Genomic DNA, 14,727 nt, shown 5'->3' with positions numbered 1-14,727 from the left:
GTGAGAATCGTTTCTGCAATGCTTCGGTAGCGCAGATGTGCAGGTGAGAGTGCGGGTGCGAGCGCGAGTGCAACTTCCGTTCTTCGTCTACGGGACGCTCCGGCCCGGCGAGGTCAATCACGACCTCTTCCTGCGCGGCCGGACGCGGTCCGAGGCTCCGGCCCGGCTCGCGGGCGCGGTGCTCTACGACGGTCCCGGCTATCCGTACGCCGTGGAGGAGCCCGGCGTCGGGAGCGGGGGTGGAGACGAGGACGGGAGCGGCGACGGGAACGGGAGCGGGGGCGTGCGCGGGGAGCTCGTCACCGCGCTGCCGGACGCGTACGCCGAGCTGCTCGTCGACCTCGACCGGCTGGAGGAGTACGCCCCCGGCGATCCGCGCAATCTCTACGAACGCGTCGAGCGCGAGGTCGTCCGCGTCGCCGACGGGGTGGCCGTACGCGCCTGGGTGTACGTCGCCGCCCCCACCGTCGCGATGCGGCTGCGGGCCCGGGGGAGGCCCATCGAGGGCGGGGACTGGCTCACGCGGCGGTGAACCTGCCGCCCGCGATTCAGCGTGATTCCAGGGGCAACGCGGCGTAGTCCGGCGACCGTTGCCCAGTCTCCCCCGATGCCAGCCTTCCCGTATCTACGACGTCACGGCTTCCAGCCGCACCGCGCACGTCTTGAACTCCGGCATCCGCGAGGTCGGGTCCAGCGCCGGGTTGGTCAGGGTGTTGGCGCGGCCCTCGCCCGGCCAGTGGAAGGGCATGAAGACGGTGTCCGGGCGGATGGCGCTCGTGATCCGCGCCGGTGCCACTGCTCGCCCCCGCCGGGACACGACGGCCACCGGATCGCCCTCGGCCGCGCCGAGCCGCTCCGCCAGCCGGGGGTGCAGTTCCACGAACGGGCCGGGGGCGGCGGTGTTCAGCTCGTCCACGCGCCGGGTCTGGGCGCCCGACTGGTACTGGGCGACGACCCGCCCGGTGGTCAGCAGCACCGGGTACTCGGCGTCGGGCTCCTCGGCGGCAGCCCGGTGCGAGACGGCGACGAACCGGGCGCGGCCGTCCTCGGTGGCGAACCGGTCGAGGAAGAGACGGGGCGTGCCCGGGTGTACGGAGGCCCCCGCCGGCCCGTCGTCCCCTGCCGACCCGTCGACCCCCGTCGACCCGTCGTCCCCTGCCGGATCCTCCGGCAGCACGTCGAGTACGGCGTCCTCCTCACCCTCGTCCGTCCCCACCCCCGCCGGACAAGGCCAGAACACCCCGTCCTCCTCCACCAGCCTCCGATACGTGATCCCGGAGTAGTCCGCGGGCCCGCCCGCGCTCGCCCGCCGCAGCTCCTCGAAGACCTCCTCGGGGTCGGTCGGGAAGCCCTTCTCCACGCCCAGACGGGCGGCCAGTTCGTGCAGGACCTCGAGGTCGCTGCGGACGCCGTCGGGCGGGGTGATCGCCTGCCGGCGCAGCAGTACCCGGCCCTCCAGGTTCGTGGTCGTGCCCGTCTCCTCCGCCCACTGCGTGACCGGCAGGACCACGTCGGCCAGCTCCGCCGTCTCCGACAGCACCACGTCGGCCACCGCGAGGAAGTCCAGCGACCGCAGCCGCTCCTCGACGTGCCCCGCGCGCGGGGCGGACACCACCGGGTTGGAGCCCATCAGCAGCAGCGTCCTGATGTCCGTGCCCAACGCGTCCAGCAGCTCGTACGCACTGCGACCCGGCCCCGGAAGGCTGTCCGGGTGCACGCCCCACACGTCGGCCACGTGCCGCCGCGCCGCCGGGTCCGTCAGCTTGCGGTAGCCGGGCAACTGGTCGGCCTTCTGGCCGTGTTCGCGCCCGCCCTGCCCGTTGCCCTGTCCGGTCAGGCAGCCGTACCCGGACAGCGGCCGCCCCGCGCGGCCGGTCGCCAGGCACAGGTTGATCCAAGCGCCCACGGTGTCGGTGCCCTTGGACTGCTGCTCGGGTCCGCGGGCGGTGAGCACCATCGCGGCCTCGGGCTCGCAGAACAGCCGTACGGCTTCGCGGAGTTGGGGAACGGACACCCCTGTGATCCGTTCCACGTACTCCGGCCAGTGGGCCATCGCCGCCGCCCGGGCGTCCTCCCAGCCGGTCGTGCGCTGCTGGACGTAGGCCTCGTCCACGCGCCCCTCGGCCACCACCAGGTGCAGCAGTCCCAGGGCCAGCGCGAGATCCGTCCCCGGCCGTGGCGCCAGGTGCAGGTCGGCCTGCTCGGCGGTCTTCGTCCGGCGCGGGTCGACGACGATCAGCGTGCCGCCGTTGTCGCGGAGCTCGCTGAGGTAGCGCAGCGCGGGCGGCATCGTCTCCGCGAGGTTGGAGCCGACGAGGATCACGCACCCCGTCTTCGGGATGTCCTCCAGCGGGAAGGGCAGCCCCCGGTCGAGGCCGAACGCCTTCGTGCCGGCGGCCGCCGCCGACGACATGCAGAAGCGGCCGTTGTAGTCGATCTGGGAGGTCCCGAGGACCACCCGGGCGAACTTGCCGAGCGTGTACGCCTTCTCGTTCGTCAGCCCGCCCCCGCCGAAGACACCGAGCGCGTCGGGGCCGTGCGCGGTCCGCGCGTCGGTGAGGGCGCCGGCGATCCGGTCCAGTGCCTCGTCCCAGGTGGCGGGCACGAGCGTGCCCTTGGAGCGCACCAACGGGGAGGTCAGGCGCACCCGGGACGAGAGCACCGCCGGAGCCGTACGGCCCTTGCCGCAGAGCGCGCCCCGGTTCACCGGGAAGTCCGCGCGCTCGGACACCTCGACGCCACCCTCCGGCAGGGGCGAGAGGTTCATCCCGCACTGCAGGGCGCAGTACGGGCAGTGGGTGGGCGTCGAGGCGGTCTGCATACCGTTCAGCGTGCTTCGGCCGTGTTACGTGTCGTGCGGTGTCCTGTTACGGGGGAGCGGCGGTGACCTCCCCACGGCCCCCGCTCCGGCGTGAGGCGCGCGGCACCCGCCGAGACGCCCGCTCCCCGTTTCACCGGGAAGCGGCCAGCGCCCGGGTCACCCCCGTTTCCTTCGGCCCGAGGAACCGGGGGTCCGGCTCGAACAGGGCGTCCAGCGCCGCCTTGCCCGCCGCGAAGACCTCCCGGGTGCCCCCGTAGTACCAGGTCACGTCGTGCTTGGCGTCGACGCCGACGCCGTAGGACTCGACGCCCGCCGCCCGGCACAGCGCGACCGCCCGCCGGATGTGGAAGCCCTGGCTGATCAGTACGGCCCGGTCCACGCCGAATATCTTCTTCGCGCGGACGCAGGAGTCCCAGGTGTCGAAGCCCGCGTAGTCGCTGACGATCCGCCCGTCGGGCACCCCGTGCTTCGTCAGGTAGGCGCGCATCGCGTCGGGCTCGTCGTAGTCCTCGCGGCTGTTGTCACCGGTGACGAGGACGACCTTGATGCGGCCCTCGCGGTACAGCGTGGCCGCCGCGTCGAGACGGTGCGCGAGGTACGGCGACGGCTCGCCGTCCCACAGGCCCGCGCCGAAGACGACCGCGACGTCGGTGCGGGGCGCGTCGGCCGTGGTGCGCAGGCGGTCGCCGGTCACGACGTACATCCAGGTCGCCGGGAGCAGCGCGAGCACGCACCCGGCCATCACCACCTGCACCAGCCGCCGCCGGCCCGCACGGGTGCGCGGCAGGCGCGGTCTGCGCAGCTTCGGCCTGCGCGGTGTCGGTCGGCGCATCGGACGGTCCTCCCCAGGTGGCCACGGCGGGGTGCCGCGGCCGGTCTCGACCATGGAGGACGCGGCGTACGGTGATCCGGTTTCGCCGCCGAAAAGGTGACGGGACTCACTTTCCCCGCCGTCACCGCAGGTCACGGTGCCTCACACACCCCGTGCACCCCACCGTGAACCCGCGGAAAAGACCCGTCATTCGCGCGCAACGGGAAGGCAACCTCGTACCGTCACGATCGGGTCATGACGGCGTCGCTCTCCCTCCCCGACGAGTCCGACCACCGCCGCCCCGGCAGCCAGCTGCCCGGTGGCGCCCACCTCGACAGTACGGCGCACCTCATGAACCGGATCGGCACCCAGCTCGCCAGCCAGCTCAGCCTCGTCTCCCTCGACGGCAGGCGGCGCCCCGGCCCGCCCGCGCTCGTCCTGGTGGCGCACGGCAGCCGCGACCCGCGCGCCCTGGCCACGATCCGTACGCTCCTCGACCGGGTCCGCGAGCTGCGCCCCGGACTGCCCGTGCACCTCGGCCACATCGAGCTGAACGAGCCCCTGCTGACCGACACGCTCGCCGCCCTGGACGCGCGGGAAGTCCCCGACGCCGTGCTCGTGCCGCTGCTGCTCGGCCGCGGCTACCACGTCAAGCAGGACATCCCGGAGATGGCCGCCGCCGCACGGGTGCACACGCGCGTGGCCGCCCCGCTCGGCCCGCACCCGCTGCTCGTCGAGACCCTGTACGAACGCCTGGTCGAGGCGGGATGGCGGACCCGGATGAGCGAGGCCGAGCGCCGGGCGAGCGGCGTGGTGCTCGCCGCGGCCGGCTCCCGTGACCCCCAGTCGGCGGTCGACACCCGCCGTACGGCCCAGCTCCTGGCCGAACGCCTCGGCGTCCCGGTGCTGCCCGCGTACGCCTCCGCCGCCACGCCCGACGTCCCCACCGCCCTGCGCGCGATGGCCGCGCGCGGCCGCAGCCGTGTCGCCGTGGCCGGGTACTTCACCGCCCCCGGCCGCTTCGCCACCCAGAGCGCCGAAGCCGCCCCGTGGTTCGCCTCCGCCCCCCTCGGCGCCCACCCGGCGATGGCCCGCCTGATCCTGCACCGTTACGACCAGACCCGCGCGACCCCGGCAGCGGTCGAGAAGCCCACACGCATCCCGGCCTGAAACGGACGCTGACGTCCCGATTGTCACCGCGGGCGCTTAATGTCGAGGCATGGAAGGCACCGCACCACTCCAGGCGTACGAGAACCGTGCACTGCCCGCCGGTTACCACGAACCGGCCGTCGAACGCTGGGCTCCCGAACCCGACAAACGCCCCGGCCGCACCGCCTTCCAACGCGACCGCGCCCGGATCCTGCACTCCGCCGCGCTCAGAAGGCTCGCCGGCAAGACCCAGGTGGTCACGCCCGGCACGCGCAGTCAGGTCTGGGACGCCAGCCCCCGCACCCGGCTCACCCACTCCCTCGAATGCGCCCAGGTAGGCCGTGAACTCGGCGCCGCCCTCGGCTGCGACCCCGACCTCGTCGAGGCGGCCTGCCTCTCCCACGACCTGGGCCACCCGCCCTTCGGGCACAACGGCGAACAGGCGCTGAACGAGTTCGCGGCCGACTGCGGCGGCTTCGAGGGCAACGCCCAGTCGCTCAGGCTCCTCACCCGCATCGAGCCCAAGCGCTTCACCGCCGAAGGCTCCGTCGGCCTCAACCTCACCCGCGCCGCCCTGGACGCCGCCACCAAGTACCCCTGGCCGCGCGGCGCCCACCCCACCCACCCCGCCTCCCCGAAGTTCGGTGTCTACGAGGACGACCGGCCGGTCTTCGACTGGGTCCGCAAGGACGCCCCCGGCACGCGCACCTGCTTCGAGGCCCAGGTCATGGACTGGGCGGACGACGTGGCGTACTCGGTGCACGACGTGGAGGACGGCCTGCACGCCGGTCACATCGACCCCGGCTGCCTGCACGCCGAGCCCGAGCGCCGGGAGGTCTTCGCGGTCGCCGTCGGCCGGTACGTACCCGCGGACACCGACCCCGCCGAGCTCGCCGACGCCCTGGACCGGCTCCAGGACGAGGAGTGGTGGCCGCACGGCTACGACGGCTCGGCGGTCGCCCAGGCCCGCCTGAAGGACGCCACCAGCCAGCTCATCGGCCGCTTCTGCCTGGCCGCCGAGGCCGCCACCCGTACGGCCTACGGCAGCGGACGGCTCACGCGGTACGCCGCCGAACTCGTCGTCCCCCGCGAGGTCCGCCTGGAGTGCGCCGTCCTCAAGGCGGTCGCCGACCGTTACGTCATGCAGCGCGCCGAGCAGGAGCTGCTCCGCGCCGACCAGCGGATCGTCGTCGCCGAACTGGCCGAGGCGCTCACCGTCCGCGCCCCGGACGGCCTGGACCCCCAGTTCCGCGCGCTGTTCGACCAGGCGGGCGACGACCGCGCCCGCAAACGGGTGATCGTCGACCAGATCGCCTCCCTGACCGACGCCTCGGCCCGCTCCCTGCACGCCCGGCTGACAGCACCGCGCGGCAGGTGAACGGGGTTCATCCCTGAGGCGGAAGGGCACTCGAAGGTGACCCTGCGTGGCCTGATCGGGTCACCCCCTCTTCCCGCATCACGCTGCGTGCGGGACGCTCGCATGTGGCGGCACCCGCAGTGTTTTCCGGTGGGACACCCCCCAGACCCCCTGTAGGAGGCATCAAGTGGTCGACGCGGATCAGACATTCGTCATCGTCGGAGGCGGCCTGGCCGGAGCCAAGGCAGCCGAGACGCTCCGGACGGAGGGCTTCACCGGCCGCGTGATACTGATCTGCGACGAACGCGACCACCCCTACGAGCGCCCGCCCCTGTCCAAGGGCTATCTGCTCGGCAAGGAGGAACGCGACAGCGTCTTCGTGCACGAGCCCGCCTGGTACGCGCAGAACGACATCGAGCTGCACCTCGGCCAGACCGTCGACGCCGTCGACCGGGCCGCGAAGACGGTCCGCTTCGGTGAGGACGGCACACTCGTCCACTACGACAAGCTGCTCCTCGTCACCGGTGCCGAGCCCCGCCGCCTGGACATCCCGGGCACCGACCTGGCCGGCGTCCACCATCTGCGCCGGCTCGCCCACGCCGAACGCCTCAAGGGCGTCCTCACCTCCCTCGGCCGCGACAACGGCCACCTCGTGATCGCGGGCGCCGGCTGGATCGGCCTGGAGGTCGCCGCGGCGGCCCGCGAGTACGGCGCCGAGGTCACCGTCATCCAGCCCGCGCCGACCCCGCTGCATGGCGTCCTCGGCCCCGAGCTCGGCAACCTCTTCGCCGAGCTGCACCGCGAGCACGGCGTCCGCTTCCACTTCGGCGTCCGCCTCACGGAGATCGTCGGCCAGGACGGCATGGTCCTCGCCGCCCGCACCGACGACGGCGAGGAGTACCCCGCGCACGGCGTCCTCGCGGCGATCGGCGCGGCCCCACGGATCTCCCTCGCGGAGGGGGCGGGCCTGGAGCTCGCCGACCGCGCGCAGGGCGGCGGCATCGCGGTCGACGACCGGCTGCGCACCTCCGACCCCGACATCTACGCGGCCGGCGACGTCGCCTCCTTCCCCCACCCCCTCTTCGGCACCCGGCTGCGCGTCGACCACTGGGCCAACGCGCTCAACGGCGGCCCGGCGGCGGCCCGCGCGATGCTCGGCCAGGACGTCACCTACGACCGCGTGCCCTACTTCTTCTCCGACCAGTACGACCTGGGGATGGAGTACAGCGGCTGGGCGCCTCCGGGGTCGTACGACGAGGTGGTGATCCGGGGGGACGCCGGGAAGCGGGAGTTCATCGCCTTCTGGATCAAGGAGGGCAAGGTGCTGGCCGGGATGAACGTGAATGTGTGGGACGTCACAGAGCCCATCCAGCAGCTCATCCGCTCCCGGGCCCGGGTGGACACGGAGGCACTGGCGGACCCGCACGTTCCGCTCGACAGCCTGGTCTCCTGAGCCTTCCGCGGGCCAGGACTGTCGGCGCACCCCCGTAGAATTCATGCGTGGCAGGACGGATCAACGACGAGGACGTGAAGGCGGTACGGGACGCGGTCCCGATCGACGCCGTCGTGTCCGAGTACCTCCAGCTGCGCAACGCGGGCGGCGGCAACCTCAAGGGCCTGTGCCCGTTCCACGACGAGAAGTCGCCGTCCTTCCAGGTCAGCCCCAGCAAGGGACTCTTCCACTGCTTCGGCTGCCAGGAGGGTGGCGACACCATCACGTTCGTGATGAAGGTCGACCACCTCTCCTTCTCCGAGGCCGTCGAGCGCCTCGCCGCCCAGGCCGGCATCACCCTGCGCTACGAGGAGGGCGGCTACAACCCCGCCCACCAGCGCGGCGAACGCATCCGCCTGGTCGAGGCCCACAAGGTCGCCGCCCAGTGGTACGCGGAACAGCTCGCCACCAGCCCCGAGGCCGAGACGGGCCGGATCTTCCTCGCCGAGCGCGGCTTCGACCAGGCCGCCGCCGTCCACTTCGGCGTCGGCTACAGCCCCCAGGGCTGGGACCACCTCACCCGCTATCTGCGCGGCAAGGGCTTCACCGACAAGGAGCTGACCCTCTCCGGCCTCTCCCAGGAGGGCCGCCGCGGCCCCATCGACCGCTTCCGCGGCCGACTGATGTGGCCGATCCGCGACATCGGCGGCGAGGTCGTCGGCTTCGGCGCCCGCAAGCTGTACGAGGCGGACAACGGCCCCAAGTACCTCAACACCCCCGACACGCCGATCTACCGGAAGTCCCAGGTCCTCTACGGCATCGACCTCGCGAAGAAGGACATCGCCAAGTCCAGCCGCGCCGTCGTCGTCGAGGGCTACACGGACGTCATGGCCTGCCACCTCGCCGGGGTCACCACCGCGATCGCGACGTGCGGTACGGCCTTCGGCGGCGACCACATCAAGATCCTCAGGCGCCTCCTGATGGACAACGGCTCGGCGCGCGTGATCTTCACCTTCGACGGCGACGCGGCCGGCCAGAAGGCGGCCCTGCGCGCCTTCGAGGACGACCAGAAGTTCGCCGCCGAGACGTACATCGCGATCGCGCCGGACAACATGGACCCGTGCGAGCTGCGGCTCGCCAAGGGCGACGAGGCCGTCGCCGACCTGGTCGAACCGCGCACCCCGCTCTTCGAGTTCGCGCTGCGCCAGATCGTCGTGCGCTACGACCTCGACACCCCCGCGGGCCGCGCCGCCGCCCTCGACGAGGCCGCCCCGATCGTCGCCCGCATCAAGAACTCCGGCGCCCAGCACGAGGTCGCCGTCCAGCTGGCCGGCATGCTCGGCATCCTGGACACCCAGTTCGTGGTCAAGCGGGTGGCACAGCTGGCCCGTTGGGCCCGCGACCGCGGCGGCAAGGGCGCCCCGGTCCCCGCCCGCGGCGGCGCACAGCCGTACGACGCCGCCCCGCGCCCCACCGCCGGCGGCCCGGCCCTCAACCTCCGCAACCCCGTCTACGCCACCGAACGCGAGCTCCTCAAGCTCGCCCTCCAGCGCCCGGAGCTGGTCTCCCCGGCCTTCGACGCGTACGGCATCGACGAGTTCACCGCCGCGCCCTACGCCGCCGTACGCCAGGCCGTCATGGAGGCGGGCGGCGCGGAGTACGGGATGCAGGACGGGCAGGAGTACCTGGTCCGGGTCCGTGAGGCCGCCCCCGACGACACCGTCCGCGCGATGGTCACGGAGCTGGCGGTCGAGGCGATCATGCGCAGGACGGTGGACGAGAACTACGCGGGCGAACAGCTCGTGACCGTGCGCCGCCGGGCCGTCGAGCGCCGTATCCGCGACATCCAGTCCACCCTCACCCGCCTCGGCTCCCACAGCGACCCCGCCCAACTGACCGCCGTGCAGAACGAACTCTGGATCCTCCAGCAGTACGACCAGGCACTGCGTGAGCAGGGTGCCGCCGCCCTCTGAGGCGGCCGGCATCACCCACCGGTCACGGACCGGACGCAAAAAGTCACCGCACGCCCCTCGTGGCGGCGATGTGTCGTACTCCACACTGGGTTCCGGTGCCTGAGTCCTCGGAGCGCGGCCGATCCGTCCCCAGCGGGTCCCACACCCCCGCGGTTCCGCTCATCGCGTACGGGACGGACAGCGGCGAGGCCGCCGACTCCGCCCCCGAAGTACCGCTGCCGCACACCTCAGCAGCGATCATCCTGGAGGTCGCCCCCGTGCAGACCCAGACCCTGACCCAGACCGACGCACGTACGCACCGCAGTAAGAACGACAGCAGGGACGACGGTACGGACGGCAGCCCGGACGGCATCGAGCCGGACGCGGAGACCGACGTACTCGTCGCCGTGCCCCCGCAGAACCGTGTCGTGCACCACCCCGAGGCGGAGCCCGAGGGCCCGCCCGAACCCGCCACGGAGCCTCCCGCCGAGGAGCTCGCGCACGACGAGGCCCCCGAGCCCGTCGACCCGCCCCCCACCCGCGCCGACACCTCCGGCCCGTCCTCGGACCTGTTCCGCCAGTACCTGCGCGAGATCGGCCGGATCCCGCTGCTCACCGCGGCCGAGGAGGTCGAACTCGCCCGCCGGGTCGAGGCCGGACTGTTCGCCGAGGAGAAGCTGCTCAACACCCCCGACCTGGACAGCCAGTTGGCCCTGGACCTGGACCGGCTGGTCGTGCGGGGCCGGATGGCCAAGCGCCGCCTCATCGAGGCCAACCTGCGGCTCGTCGTCTCCGTCGCCAAACGGTACGTCGGCCGCGGCCTGACCATGCTCGACCTGGTCCAGGAAGGAAACCTGGGCCTGATCAGGGCCGTCGAGAAGTTCGACTACGCCCGCGGCTACAAGTTCTCCACCTACGCCACCTGGTGGATCCGCCAGGCCATGTCCCGCGCCCTCGCCGACCAGGCCCGCACCATCCGCGTCCCGGTCCACGTCGTCGAGCTGATCAACCGCGTCGTCCGCGTCCAGCGCCGCATGCTCCAGGAACGCGGCTACGAGCCGACCCCGGAAGAGGTCGCCGACCACCTCGAGCTGCCGCCCGAGCGGGTCCGCGAGGTGCAGCGACTGGCCCAGGAACCGGTCTCCCTGCACGCCCCCGTCGGCGAGGAGGACGACGTGGCCCTCGGTGACCTCATCGAGGACGGCGACGCGGCCTCACCGGTGGAGTCGGCGGCGTTCCTCCTGCTCAGGGAGCATCTGGAAGCGGTGCTCTCCACGCTCGGCGAACGCGAGCGGAAGGTCGTGCAGCTGCGCTACGGCCTCGCCGACGGCCGCCCGCGCACGCTGGAGGAGATAGGGCGCATCTTCGGGGTGACCCGGGAACGCATCCGCCAGATCGAGTCCAAGACGCTGAACAAGCTCCGCGACCACGCCTTCGCGGACCAGCTGAGGGGCTACCTGGACTGAGGGCCGCTCACCTCGGGTGAGCGGCCCCCGGGCCTCGAGCCGAGTACCTCAGTCGACCTCGGCCACGGCCTGCGCGAACTGCGCCTTGTACAGCCGCGCGTACGCCCCGTCCGCCGCGAGCAGTTCGGCGTGCGCGCCCTGCTCCACGATCGACCCGTTCTCCATCACCAGGATCGTGTCGGCGTCCCGGATCGTCGACAGCCGGTGCGCGATGACGAACGACGTACGCCCGTGCGCCAGCTTCGCCATCGCCTTCTGGATCAGCACCTCCGTGCGGGTGTCGACGGAACTCGTCGCCTCGTCCAGCACCAGGATCACCGGGTCGGACAGGAACGCCCGCGCGATGGTGATGAGCTGCTTCTCGCCGGCGCTGACGCCGCTGCCCTCGTCGTCGATCACGGTGTCGTAGCCGTCGGGCAGCGTCCGCACGAACCGGTCCGCGTGCGCGGCGCGCGCCGCCTCCTCGATCTCCCCGCGGGTGACGTCCCGAGCGGCGCCGTACGCGATGTTCTCGGCGATCGTGCCGCCGAACAGCCAGGTGTCCTGGAGCACCATGCCGATCCCGGCACGCAGCTCGTCCCGGGACATCCGCGCGATGTCGACGCCGTCGAGGGTGATGCGCCCGCCGGTGACGTCGTAGAACCGCATGAGCAGGTTGACCAGCGTGGTCTTGCCGGCGCCGGTCGGGCCGACGATGGCGACCGTGTGCCCAGGTTCGACCTTGAGCGACAGATCCTCGATGAGCGGCTTCTCGGGGTCGTAGCGGAACGACACGTGCTCCAGCGCGACCCGCCCGCGCAGCTCCTCGGGCCTGGCGCCCGGCATCGGGTCGGCCTCCTGCTCCTCCGCGTCGAGGAGTTCGAAGATCCGCTCGGCGGACGCGACACCCGACTGCACCAGGTTCGCCATCGACGCGACCTGCGTCAGCGGCATCGAGAACTGGCGCGAGTACTGGATGAAGGCCTGCACGTCACCGATCGACAGCGAGCCGGAGGCGACCCGCAGACCGCCCACGACGGCCACCAGCACGTAGTTGAGGTTCGAGACGAACATCATCAGCGGCTGCATGATCCCGCTGTTGAACTGCGCCTTGAACCCCGCCTCGTACAGCGCGTCGTTCTGCTCGGCGAACTGCTTCGCCGACTCCTCCTGCCGGCCGAACACCTTCACCAGCGTGTGCCCGGTGTACATCTCCTCGATGTGCGCGTTCAGCTTGCCGGTGGAGCGCCACTGCTGCACGAAGTGCGGCTGCGACCGCTTGCCCACGCGCGTGGCCACGACGAACGACAGCGGCACGGTCACCAGCGCGACCAGCGCCAGCAGCCACGACACCCAGAACATCATCGCCAGCACACCGATGATCGTCAGCAGCGAGTTGATGAGCTGGCCCATCGACTGCTGGAGCGTCTGCCCGATGTTGTCGATGTCGTTCGTGGCCCGGCTGAGCACCTCACCGCGCTGCCGCTTGTCGAAGTACGACAGCGGCAGCCGCGACAGCTTCGTCTGCACGTCCTCGCGCAGCCGGAACATGGTCCGGTTGACCGCCCGGTTCACCAGCCGCGTCGCGAACGCCATCAGCACGCCGGCGACGAGGAACGTCGCCAGCGCGAGCAGCAGTACGTTCCCGACGGCGCCGAAGTCGATGCCCTGGCCCGGGGTGAAGTCCGTGCTGCGCAGCATGTCGGCGACGGAGCCGTCACCCCGCTCGCGCATCGACTGCAGCACCTGCTCCTTGGTGGCCCCGGCCGGCATCTGCCGGCCGATGATCCCCGCGAAGACCAGGTCGGTGGCCTTGCCGAGGATCTTCGGGCCGATCACGCTGAGGGCCACGCTCACCACCACGCACGTCAGCAGCGCGTAGATCGTGAGCCGCTCGGGCTTGAAGTTGGCGATGAGCCGCCTGCCCGACACCTTGAAGTCCAGCGAGCGGCTGTCCGGGCCGCTGCCGGCCGCCATCCGCCCCATAGGCCCGGCCATCAGGCAGCCTCCGCTTCCGTGAGCTGGGAGAGCACGATCTCCCGGTAGGTCTCGTTGTCCGCCATCAGCTCGCGGTGCGTGCCCGTGCCGACGACCCGTCCCTCGTCGAGGACGATGATCCGGTCGGCGTCGCGGATGGTGGCCACCCGCTGGGCGACGATCACCACGGTCGCCTCGGCCGTCTCCTGCCCGAGCGCTGCCCGCAGGGCCGCGTCGGTGGCGTAGTCGAGTGCGGAGAAGGAGTCGTCGAAGAGGTAGATCTCCGGCCGCTGCACGAGCGTACGGGCGATGGCGAGCCGCTGCCGCTGACCGCCGGAGACGTTGGTGCCGCCCTGGGCGATGGGGGAGTCGAGCCCGTTCTCGAGCCTGCCGACGAAGTCCTTGGCCTGCGCCACCTCCAGGGCGTGCCACAACTCCTCGTCCGTGGCGTCCGGGTTGCCGTACCGCAGGTTGGTCGCCACCGTGCCCGCGAAGAGATACGGCTTCTGCGGCACGAGCCCGACGGTCCTGGCGAGGACCACCGGATCGATGTCCGACACCTCCACCCCGTCGACGAGCACCTCGCCGTCGGTCGCGTCGAACAGCCGAGGGACCAGCCCGAGCAGCGTGGACTTGCCGCTGCCGGTCGAGCCGATGACGGCGGTCACCTCACCGGGCCGCGCCACGAGGTCGATGGCCTTGAGCACGGGCTCCTCGGCACCGGGATAGCGGAAGCCGGCCCCGCGGATCTCCAGATGCCCGTGCCGGCGCAGCTCGGTGACCGGCGCCACCGGCGGAACCACGGACGACGAGGTGTCCAGGACCTCCTGGACGCGCTCGGCGCACACCTCCGCGCGCGGCACCATCATGAACATGAAGGTGGCCATCATCACGGACATGACGATCTGCATGAGGTAGGCGAGGAAGGCGGTCAGGTCACCGATCTGCATCCCGTTGCTGTCGATGCGGTGCGCGCCGAACCACACCACGGCGATCGACGACAGGTTCACCGTCGTCATGACCACCGGGAACATCAGCGCGAGCAGGTTACCGGTCTTCAGCGAGATGTCGGTGAGATCGGTGTTGGCCTTCCGGAACCGCTGCTGCTCGTACTCGTCCCGGACGAAGGCGCGGATGACCCGGTTGCCGGTGATCTGCTCGCGCAGCACCCGGTTCACCGTGTCGAGGCGCACCTGCATGGAGCGGAACAGCGGCCGCAGCCGCCGTACGATCAGCGTCACGCAGACGCCCAGGGTCGGCACGACGGCGACCAGCACCCCGGACAGCGGCACGTCCAGGCCGAGCGCCAGGACGATGCCGCCCACACACATGATGGGCGCCGACACCATCAGCGTGAACGTCATCAGGGCCAGCATCTGGATCTGCTGGACGTCGTTGGTCGTACGGGTGATCAGCGAGGGCGCGCCGAACTGGCCGACCTCCCGGGCGGAGAAGGACTGCACCCGGTCGAAGACGCCGGCGCGCATGTCCCGGCCGAGCGCCGAGGCGGTCCGGGCGCCGTAGTACACGGCGCCGATGTTGCACACGACCTGCGCCAGCGAGATGCCGATCATCAGGCCGCCGGAGGACAGGATGTATCCGGTGTCCCCCTCGACGACGCCCCTGTCGATGATGTGCGCGTTCAGCGTGGGCAGGTAGAGGGTCGCGCAGGTCTGCAGGAACTGCAGCAGCACCAGTAGAGCGATGGGTTTCCTGTAGGGCCTGAGATAGGTCCGCAGAAGTCGTATGAGCACGCTACGTCTCTCGGAGTCGGCAGTAGGGG

At 71.7% G+C, this 14,727-nt stretch carries 10 protein-coding genes; 6 read left to right on the top strand and 4 right to left on the bottom strand.

Annotated features, from left to right (window positions below; all coding sequences use genetic code 11):
* Positions 1–67 precede the first annotated feature (67 nt).
* Positions 68–532 carry a gamma-glutamylcyclotransferase family protein gene (locus tag ACFY16_RS00410; protein WP_390646056.1) on the top strand — a complete coding sequence of 155 codons (465 nt, stop codon included), beginning with the start codon at positions 68–70 and terminating at the stop codon, positions 530–532.
* Between the two features lie 93 nt (positions 533–625).
* On the opposite strand, the gene ACFY16_RS00405 is transcribed toward ACFY16_RS00410, so the two are convergent.
* Positions 626–2,821 carry a molybdopterin oxidoreductase family protein gene (locus tag ACFY16_RS00405; RefSeq protein ID WP_390644853.1) on the bottom strand — a complete coding sequence of 732 codons (2,196 nt, stop codon included), beginning with the start codon at positions 2,819–2,821 and terminating at the stop codon, positions 626–628.
* 130 nt (positions 2,822–2,951) lie between these two features.
* On the bottom strand, positions 2,952–3,653 hold the full coding sequence (locus ACFY16_RS00400) for a vancomycin high temperature exclusion protein (RefSeq protein WP_390644852.1): 702 nt from the start codon (positions 3,651–3,653) through the stop codon (positions 2,952–2,954).
* Positions 3,654–3,983: 330 nt separating this feature from the next.
* On the opposite strand from ACFY16_RS00400, the gene ACFY16_RS00395 reads away from it, so the two are divergent.
* The 5 genes from ACFY16_RS00395 (at position 3,984) to ACFY16_RS00375 (ending at position 10,988) form a co-directional block, all read left to right on the top strand.
* The gene (locus ACFY16_RS00395; RefSeq protein ID WP_390646055.1) at positions 3,984–4,802 is read left to right on the top strand and encodes a sirohydrochlorin chelatase; all 819 of its coding nucleotides are present in this window, start codon (positions 3,984–3,986) and stop codon (positions 4,800–4,802) included.
* Between the two features lie 49 nt (positions 4,803–4,851).
* Positions 4,852–6,159, top strand: a complete 1,308-nt coding sequence (locus ACFY16_RS00390) for a deoxyguanosinetriphosphate triphosphohydrolase (protein WP_390644851.1) — start codon at positions 4,852–4,854, stop codon at positions 6,157–6,159.
* Between the two features lie 166 nt (positions 6,160–6,325).
* Positions 6,326–7,591: an NAD(P)/FAD-dependent oxidoreductase gene (locus ACFY16_RS00385; RefSeq protein WP_390644850.1), complete on the top strand. Its 1,266-nt coding sequence runs from the start codon at positions 6,326–6,328 to the stop codon at positions 7,589–7,591.
* A 47-nt stretch (positions 7,592–7,638) separates the two neighbouring features.
* Complete coding sequence (gene dnaG, locus ACFY16_RS00380; RefSeq protein ID WP_390644849.1) at positions 7,639–9,543, top strand: DNA primase; 1,905 nt, start codon at positions 7,639–7,641, stop codon at positions 9,541–9,543.
* A gap of 95 nt (positions 9,544–9,638) precedes the next feature.
* Positions 9,639–10,988 carry an RNA polymerase sigma factor gene (locus ACFY16_RS00375; RefSeq protein WP_390644848.1) on the top strand — a complete coding sequence of 450 codons (1,350 nt, stop codon included), beginning with the start codon at positions 9,639–9,641 and terminating at the stop codon, positions 10,986–10,988.
* A gap of 48 nt (positions 10,989–11,036) precedes the next feature.
* Here the strand turns inward: ACFY16_RS00375 and ACFY16_RS00370 are convergent, their stop codons facing one another.
* Positions 11,037–12,965 (bottom strand): ABC transporter ATP-binding protein, encoded by a 1,929-nt coding sequence (locus ACFY16_RS00370; RefSeq protein ID WP_390644847.1) that lies wholly within the window; start codon positions 12,963–12,965, stop codon positions 11,037–11,039.
* A complete protein-coding gene (locus ACFY16_RS00365; RefSeq protein ID WP_390644846.1) occupies positions 12,965–14,698 on the bottom strand; it encodes an ABC transporter ATP-binding protein in 1,734 nt (577 codons plus the stop codon). The genes ACFY16_RS00370 and ACFY16_RS00365 overlap by 1 nt, the downstream gene beginning before the upstream one ends.
* Positions 14,699–14,727 lie beyond the last annotated feature (29 nt).

The organism is Streptomyces sp. NPDC001315, from assembly GCF_042896175.1.
In the GTDB taxonomy this organism is placed as follows: domain Bacteria; phylum Actinomycetota; class Actinomycetes; order Streptomycetales; family Streptomycetaceae; genus Streptomyces.
This window is presented reverse-complemented; position numbering and strand designations above follow the sequence as displayed.

Excerpts from the sequence above, each read along its gene's own strand:
- ACFY16_RS00370 (WP_390644847.1), bottom strand. The coding sequence starts at position 12,965 with ATGGCCGGGCCTATGGGGCGGATGGCGGCCGGCAGCGGCCCGGACAGC.
- ACFY16_RS00400 (WP_390644852.1), bottom strand. The coding sequence starts at position 3,653 with ATGCGCCGACCGACACCGCGCAGGCCGAAGCTGCGCAGACCGCGCCTG.
- ACFY16_RS00395 (WP_390646055.1), top strand. The coding sequence starts at position 3,984 with ATGAACCGGATCGGCACCCAGCTCGCCAGCCAGCTCAGCCTCGTCTCC.
- ACFY16_RS00405 (WP_390644853.1), bottom strand. The coding sequence starts at position 2,821 with ATGCAGACCGCCTCGACGCCCACCCACTGCCCGTACTGCGCCCTGCAG.
- ACFY16_RS00390 (WP_390644851.1), top strand. The coding sequence starts at position 4,852 with ATGGAAGGCACCGCACCACTCCAGGCGTACGAGAACCGTGCACTGCCC.